A 6161-nucleotide genomic window follows, 5' to 3' on the forward strand; every position below is an offset into this window, starting at 1 on the left:
ATCGAGTTCGTAGGGTCGTTTCTGTGTGGAAACCGATCCGGTTCCCAGCGAATGTGAGTAAGGACATCGATTGCCGATCCACCTGTCCCACCGACCACCCGTCCGCCGCGCTGAGAGGCGCATCCTCGCGGGCCTCGCCGTCCTCGGAGTCGCCGCGACCGCGGCCTTCGCCACCACCGGCGCCAGTGCCGCCCCTCTCGCCGGCAGTGCCTCGCTCGTCGGCGGGCTCTCCGTCGGCCAGAGCTTCGACGACGGCGACTACGTCGTCACCCTCGTCGAGCCCTCCGCGGCCACCTACCAGGGCAGCGATGCCCGTTTCGCCCGCACCGCGCCCGTCGACGGTGCGCAGCTGCAGGCCGCCTCGGCTCCGGTGGAGGACTACTCCGCCCACCTCGAGCAGCGCCAGGAGGACGTCGCCTCCGCGGTCGACGCCGCCATCGGCTACCACTACACCGTCGCCCTCAACGGCTTCTCCGCGACCCTCTCGGGCGAGCAGGCGGGCGAGCTCGCGAGCCGCCGCGACGTCGCCCAGGTCCGCAAGGTCGAGGACCTGAAGGTCGACCGCGCCGCGCAGGCCTCGCCGCTCGCCGCGGCCGCCGCCGGCACCCCGGTGCCCGACACCGGACAGCAGCGCTCCACCGACTTCCTCGGCCTCGAGGGCGAGAACGGCGTCTGGCAGAAGCTGGGCGGCATCGACAAGGCGGGCGAGGGCGTCGTCGTCGGCGTCATCGACTCCGGCATCGCGCCCGAGAACCCCTCCTTCGAGGGCGCGCCCCTGGCGACCTCGCCCGGAGCGGCCCCCTACACGGACGGCACCACCACCTCCTTCGTGAAGTCGGACGGCGGCACCTTCGTCGGGTCCTGCTCGCCGGGGCTCCCCGCCTCCGAGCAGTGGGACGGCGACGAGTGCAACCAGAAGCTCATCGGCGCACGCTGGTTCCTCGCGGACGAGGAGGTCGGCTCGACGGACAACCCCGAGTACCGCTCCCCGCGCGACGCCGACGGACACGGCTCGCACACCGCGAGCACGGCAGCCGGCAACAACGGCGTCGAGGCGAGCGTCGACGGCTACGACTACGGGAAGATCTCCGGAGTCGCCCCGGCCGCCAAGGTCGCCGCGTACAAGGTCTGCTGGAACGGACCCGACGAGGGCACCGACGACGACGACTTCTGCTCCGGAGCGGGCATCCTCGCGGCCATCGACGCCGCGACCAAGGACGGCGTCGACGTCATCAACTTCTCGATCGGCGGCGGCTCGGCCACCTCGACCCTGACCGCGATCGACGAGGCGTTCCTCAACGCCGCCGCCGCGGGCGTCTTCGTCGCGGCCTCGGCCGGCAACTCGGGTGCGGGCGCCTCCACGCTCGACCACGCGTCGCCCTGGTACACCACGGTCGCCGCGTCCTCCATCCCGACCTACACCGCGACCGCCGCTCTCGGCGACGGCCAGAAGTTCGTCGGAGGATCCATCTCGGTCCACGAGGACGTCACCGGACCGCTGGTGAACAGCGCCGACGTCGTCCGCTCGGGCGCCGAGAACCCCGCCATCTGCGAGACCGGCACCCTCGACCCCGACAAGGTGAAGGGCACGATCGTCGCCTGCACCGCGGGCGTCACCGCGCGCGTCTCCAAGTCGGCCGAGGTCGAGCGGGCCGGCGGCATCGGCATGCTGCTGCTCAACCCGACCCCGAACGCCCTGCACGTCGACGACCACTCGGTCCCGAGCATCCAGATCGACTCGCAGGCCTACCAGGCGATCACGACCTACGCCGGTACCGCCGGTGCGACCGTGACCCTCTCCGAGGGCAACTCGTCCGGAGCCTCCATCCCCGTCCCGCAGGTCGCCGGCTTCTCGTCGCGCGGACCCGCTGAGGCGGACGGCGCCGACGTGCTGAAGCCCGACCTCACGGCGCCCGGCGTCGCGATCCTCGCCGACAGCTTCAACGCCGAGGGCGACGACCCCGCCTTCGCGTTCGAGTCCGGCACCTCGATGTCGTCGCCGCACGTGGCGGGCCTCGGCGCGCTGATCCTCGGCGCGACCCCGAAGGCCTCGCCGTCCGCGGTGAAGTCGGCCATGATGACCTCCGCCTACGACAGCGTCGACCAGTCGGGCGCCGCGTCCGAGGACGTCTTCGCCCAGGGCGCCGGACACGTCGACCCGGCCGCGTTCCTCGACCCCGGACTGCTCTACCAGAGCGGCACGGAGGACTGGATCGCGTTCCTCAAGGGTGCGGGCTACGTCTTCACCTCGAACCCGGTGATCGACCCGATCGCCGCGATCGACCCGTCCGACCTCAACCAGGCCTCGATCGCGATCGGCGCCCTCGCGGGCACGCAGACCGTGACCCGCACGGTCACCTCGACCGGCGCGGGCACCTACACCGCCTCGGTCGACGGCCTCGCCGGGATCGACACCGTCGTCTCGCCCTCGACCCTCTCCTTCACGGGTGCGGGCCAGACGGCGGAGTACACGGTCTCCTTCACCACCGGCTCGGCGGCGCTCAACCAGTTCGCCACCGGCTACCTGACCTGGGCGAGCGCGGAGCACGACGTCCGCAGCCCGATCGCGGTGCGCCCCGTCCTGCTGGACGCGCCCTACGAGGTCTCCGGAACCGGCTCGACCGGCACCGGCACGGTGACGGTCACGCCCGGCATCACCGGCGCGCTGCCGCTCACCGCGAGCGGTCTCGCCGAGGGTGTCCTCGCCGAGGACGCCACCGCCGCCGACGGCCACTCGGCGACGCTCCCCACGGGGAAGTCGCTGTCGACCACCGTCGTGGTGCCGGAGGGCGCCGAGTTCGCCCGCTTCGACCTCGACTCGCTCGACGACGCGGCCGACCTCGACCTCACCGTCACCAGCGAGAGCACCGACAAGGTCTTCACCTCGGCGACCGGCTCGGCCGACGAGCGCGTCGACATCGCCGACCCCGCTCCGGGCGAGTACACGGTCCAGGCCGATGTCTACTCGACCGCTCCGGGATCCTCGACCGTCACGTTCGACTTCCGCAGCTTCGTCATCACTCCGGAGAACGGTCTCGGCTCGCTGAGCACCGACCCCGCCGTGGTCGACGCCGTGCAGGGCGAGCCGATCGCGTACGCGGTCTCCTGGTCGAACCTGGCGGGCCCGGCCCGCTACCTCGGCCGTGTCGCCTACACCGATTCGGGACTCGCGACGCTCGTGAGCGTCGACGTCACCGAGGCGGTCACCCCCACCCCGACGCCGACCGCGACTCCGGAGCCCACGGGCACCCCGGAGCCGACCGCGACGCCGACGGCCGGCCCCACCGCCGGACCGGGGGAGCCCACCTCCACGCCGACCGCCGGACCGGGCGCGCCCGGCCACGGCGCCGGCGGCCTCCCGTCGACGGGCTTCGACGGCGGTCTCCTCGGAGCCGCCGCCCTCGCCCTCCTCGGTGCAGGTGCTATGATCACCGGCCTCCGACGCCGCGCCCTGGCGCAGCGTGAGGCGGGCGCCGCGGAGTAGTCCTCCGCGACCGCCGCGAACGGCCGTCCCCCTGCTCCTTCCGGAGCGGCGGGGGCGGCCGTTCGCCGTTCCCGGTCGGGGAGGCGGAGACGGGGCGGCTCGTGGTGCGTGCCGGGAGCAGGACCGGCCCGGCTGCGTGGGGGAACGGCTCGAGAGGGGAGGCGGGAGCGGGTCGGGGAGAGATCGACGATCAGGCGGGGCGGAGCATCTCCGACTGGGGCCCCGGCAGTGCGATCGGCCCGGGATCCCGCTGCGGTGGCGCACCCCCGGAGGTGCATCGACGGGAGAGCGCGATGGCGACCTGCCGCTGCGAGTCGGGACGCCGCGTATGGTTCCGGTCCGAGGCGGCGGTGATCGCACGGGGACAGCGGTGCACCCTCGGGGACAGCGGTGGACGGCTCCGAGCGAGCGCCCCCTCGGCCTGAGCGGCCGCCGTCAGAATCAGAGGGAGCGGCGTCCCGCGATGACGCCGGAGACGACGGCGAGGACGCCGAAGACGATCGCGACGACCGGCTGGCCGAGGTCCAGCCACGCCAGCGCGGCGGCACCCATCACGAGCAGCTCGATCAGCGAGCGGCCGTAGACGTCGATCGCGAGGACCGCGCGCGGCGAGAGGAAGAGCGCCCAGACCAGCGCGGCGACCACCGGAGCGCCGATGCCGAGGACGATGTTCCACGGGAGGTCCCACGACGCGAAGCCCCAGAGGGCGAAGGTCGCCAACGCGACGAGCTCCAGGAGGAACCGGAGGATCGCGTTCGGGCCGATCCTGATGTCGGTGCCCGCGGTGTCCGCTCCTGCTCGATTCACGCCGACCATGCTAGCCGCCGGAGGTCAGCGGAAGATGATGGTGCGGGCCCCGTCGAGGAGCACCCGGTCCTCCGCGAACCACTTGACCGCCTGCGTGAGCGTGCGGCTCTCCTCGTCCTGCCCGATGGCCACGAGCTGGGCGACCGAGTGCGAGTGGTCCACGCGGACGACGTTCTGCTCGATGATCGGCCCCTCGTCGAGGTCGCTGGTGACGAAGTGCGCGGTCGCCCCGATCAGCTTGACACCGCGGGCGTGCGCCTGCTTGTACGGGTTCGCGCCCTTGAAGCCCGGCAGGAACGAGTGGTGGATGTTGATGGCGCGACCGGCCAGTCGCGCGCAGAGCTCGGGGGAGAGGATCTGCATGTAGCGCGCCAGGACCACGAGCTCGACGTCGTGCTCTTCGACGACCTCCAGCACGCGCTCCTCGAACCCGCGCTTCGACTCCGGCGAGACCACGGGGCGCGACTCGAAGGGCACGCCGTAGAACTCGGCGAGGTCGCACAGGCTGCCGTGGTTGGACAGGATCATCGGGATGTCCACCGCGAGCTGCCCGGCGCGCTGGCGGAAGAGCAGGTCGTTGACGCAGTGCGCGGCGGTGGAGGCGAGGACGAGGGTGCGCAGCGGCCGGCCGACGACGTCGAGGCGCCAGGTCATCCCGTAGTGCTCGGTGATCGGCAGCAGGGCGGCGGCGAACTCCTCGCGGCTGATCGGCGACTCCACCTGCAGGCGCATGAAGAAGCGGCCGGTGTCGGCGCTCGAGAACTGCTGGCTCTCGGTGATGTTGCCGCGGGCCTGGACGACGGCACCGGACACGGCGTGCACGATGCCCGGCTGGTCGGGGCAGGCGAAGGTCAGGGTCCAGTGGTTTCCCGCGGGCCGGGCGCCGGACCACGCGGCGTCGCTGCCCGTCGGACGGGTGCTCGCGGAGGCGGGCCGGGGAGTCGCGGACGCGGCGGGTTCGGGCTGCATCCGCCCAGGATAACGGTGGGGCACGGGGCGGTCCGCGCGCCTCAGCCCGCGTCGACGGACACGACGGCGACGGGTCCCGTCCGCCCGTCCGGGGAGGAGTAGCGGACGCCGATCGTGTGCCTCCCGGGACCGACCTCCAGGGTCGCGGCGAGGACGGGGGCTCCGGGAGCGAGGGATCGCACCTGCTCGCCGTCGACCAGGAGGTCGAGGCCGTCCGCGTCGGGATCGGCGAGCACGAGCACGCCGACCGCGCCCCCGCTCGACGCGGCCCGGGCGAGGAGCACCGGAGCGCGCAGGTCGACCGTCTCGGGGGCGCTGACTCCTGCAGCGGTGCGCGCCAGCACCGTGGTCGTGCCCGCGGGGAGGGGGAGCGCCGGCGCGGTCCAGGAGCCGTCGGCGTCGGCGGTGGCGGAGCCCACGCGGCGTCCGTCGGAGGCGTCCTCGAGGAGCACCTCGGCGCCGGGCGCGGCGGTGCCCCGGGCATCGGGCAGCAGCCGGCCGTCGGTGTCGAGCGCGAGGGTCGGTGCGGCCGGAGCGGGAGGTGCGGCCGGAGTGGGGGTCGTGACCGGTGCGGGAGTCGAGACCGGAGCGGAGGTGCTCGGCGCCTCTGTCGGGACCGGCGCCGGAGTGCTCGGTACGTGCGTCGCTGCCGGAGCCGGAGTGTCCGGTGGGGGAGTCACGGTCGGAACAGGAACAGGAACAGGAACAGGAACAGGAACAGGGACCGGAGTGCTGGGTGCGGGGGTCGGGACCGGAACGGAGGGCAGGCCCGGGCCGTTGCCGATCGGGCCCGGCACGGAGCTCCCGGTCGTGGTCCCCGGCGGCCCGGAGGGGGCCGGGCCCTCGGTGACGGCAGGGGAGGGCGCCGGTGCGGGGCTGCCGGTCACGGCAGGGCGGGACG

Annotated in this window: 4 protein-coding genes; 1 reads left to right on the forward strand and 3 read right to left on the reverse strand. The window is 73.4% G+C overall.

Going from position 1 to position 6161, the window contains the following annotated elements; translation table 11 throughout:
• Window positions 1–70 precede the first annotated feature (70 nt).
• Entirely contained in the window at window positions 71–3484 is a 3414-nt protein-coding gene (locus C5C53_RS04305; protein ID WP_104266905.1) for a S8 family serine peptidase, read from the forward strand.
• 441 nt (window positions 3485–3925) lie between these two features.
• Here C5C53_RS04305 and C5C53_RS04310 read toward each other — a convergent pair whose 3' ends face one another.
• Genes C5C53_RS04310 through C5C53_RS04320 form a run of 3 tightly spaced genes read right to left on the reverse strand, consistent with a single transcriptional unit; the run spans window position 3926 to window position 5940 of the window.
• Window positions 3926–4291, reverse strand: coding sequence for a YrdB family protein (locus C5C53_RS04310; RefSeq protein ID WP_244230596.1), 366 nt, complete (start codon window positions 4289–4291; stop codon window positions 3926–3928).
• A gap of 24 nt (window positions 4292–4315) precedes the next feature.
• The gene (purU, locus tag C5C53_RS04315) at window positions 4316–5260 is read right to left on the reverse strand and encodes a formyltetrahydrofolate deformylase (protein WP_104266906.1); all 945 of its coding nucleotides are present in this window, start codon (window positions 5258–5260) and stop codon (window positions 4316–4318) included.
• 41 nt (window positions 5261–5301) lie between these two features.
• On the reverse strand, window positions 5302–5940 hold the full coding sequence (locus tag C5C53_RS04320) for an Ig-like domain-containing protein (protein ID WP_104266907.1): 639 nt from the start codon (window positions 5938–5940) through the stop codon (window positions 5302–5304).
• Window positions 5941–6161: the final 221 nt, after the last annotated feature.

The organism is Rathayibacter sp. AY1E3 (genome assembly GCF_002932235.1).
Classification (GTDB): Bacteria; Actinomycetota; Actinomycetes; order Actinomycetales; family Microbacteriaceae; genus Rathayibacter.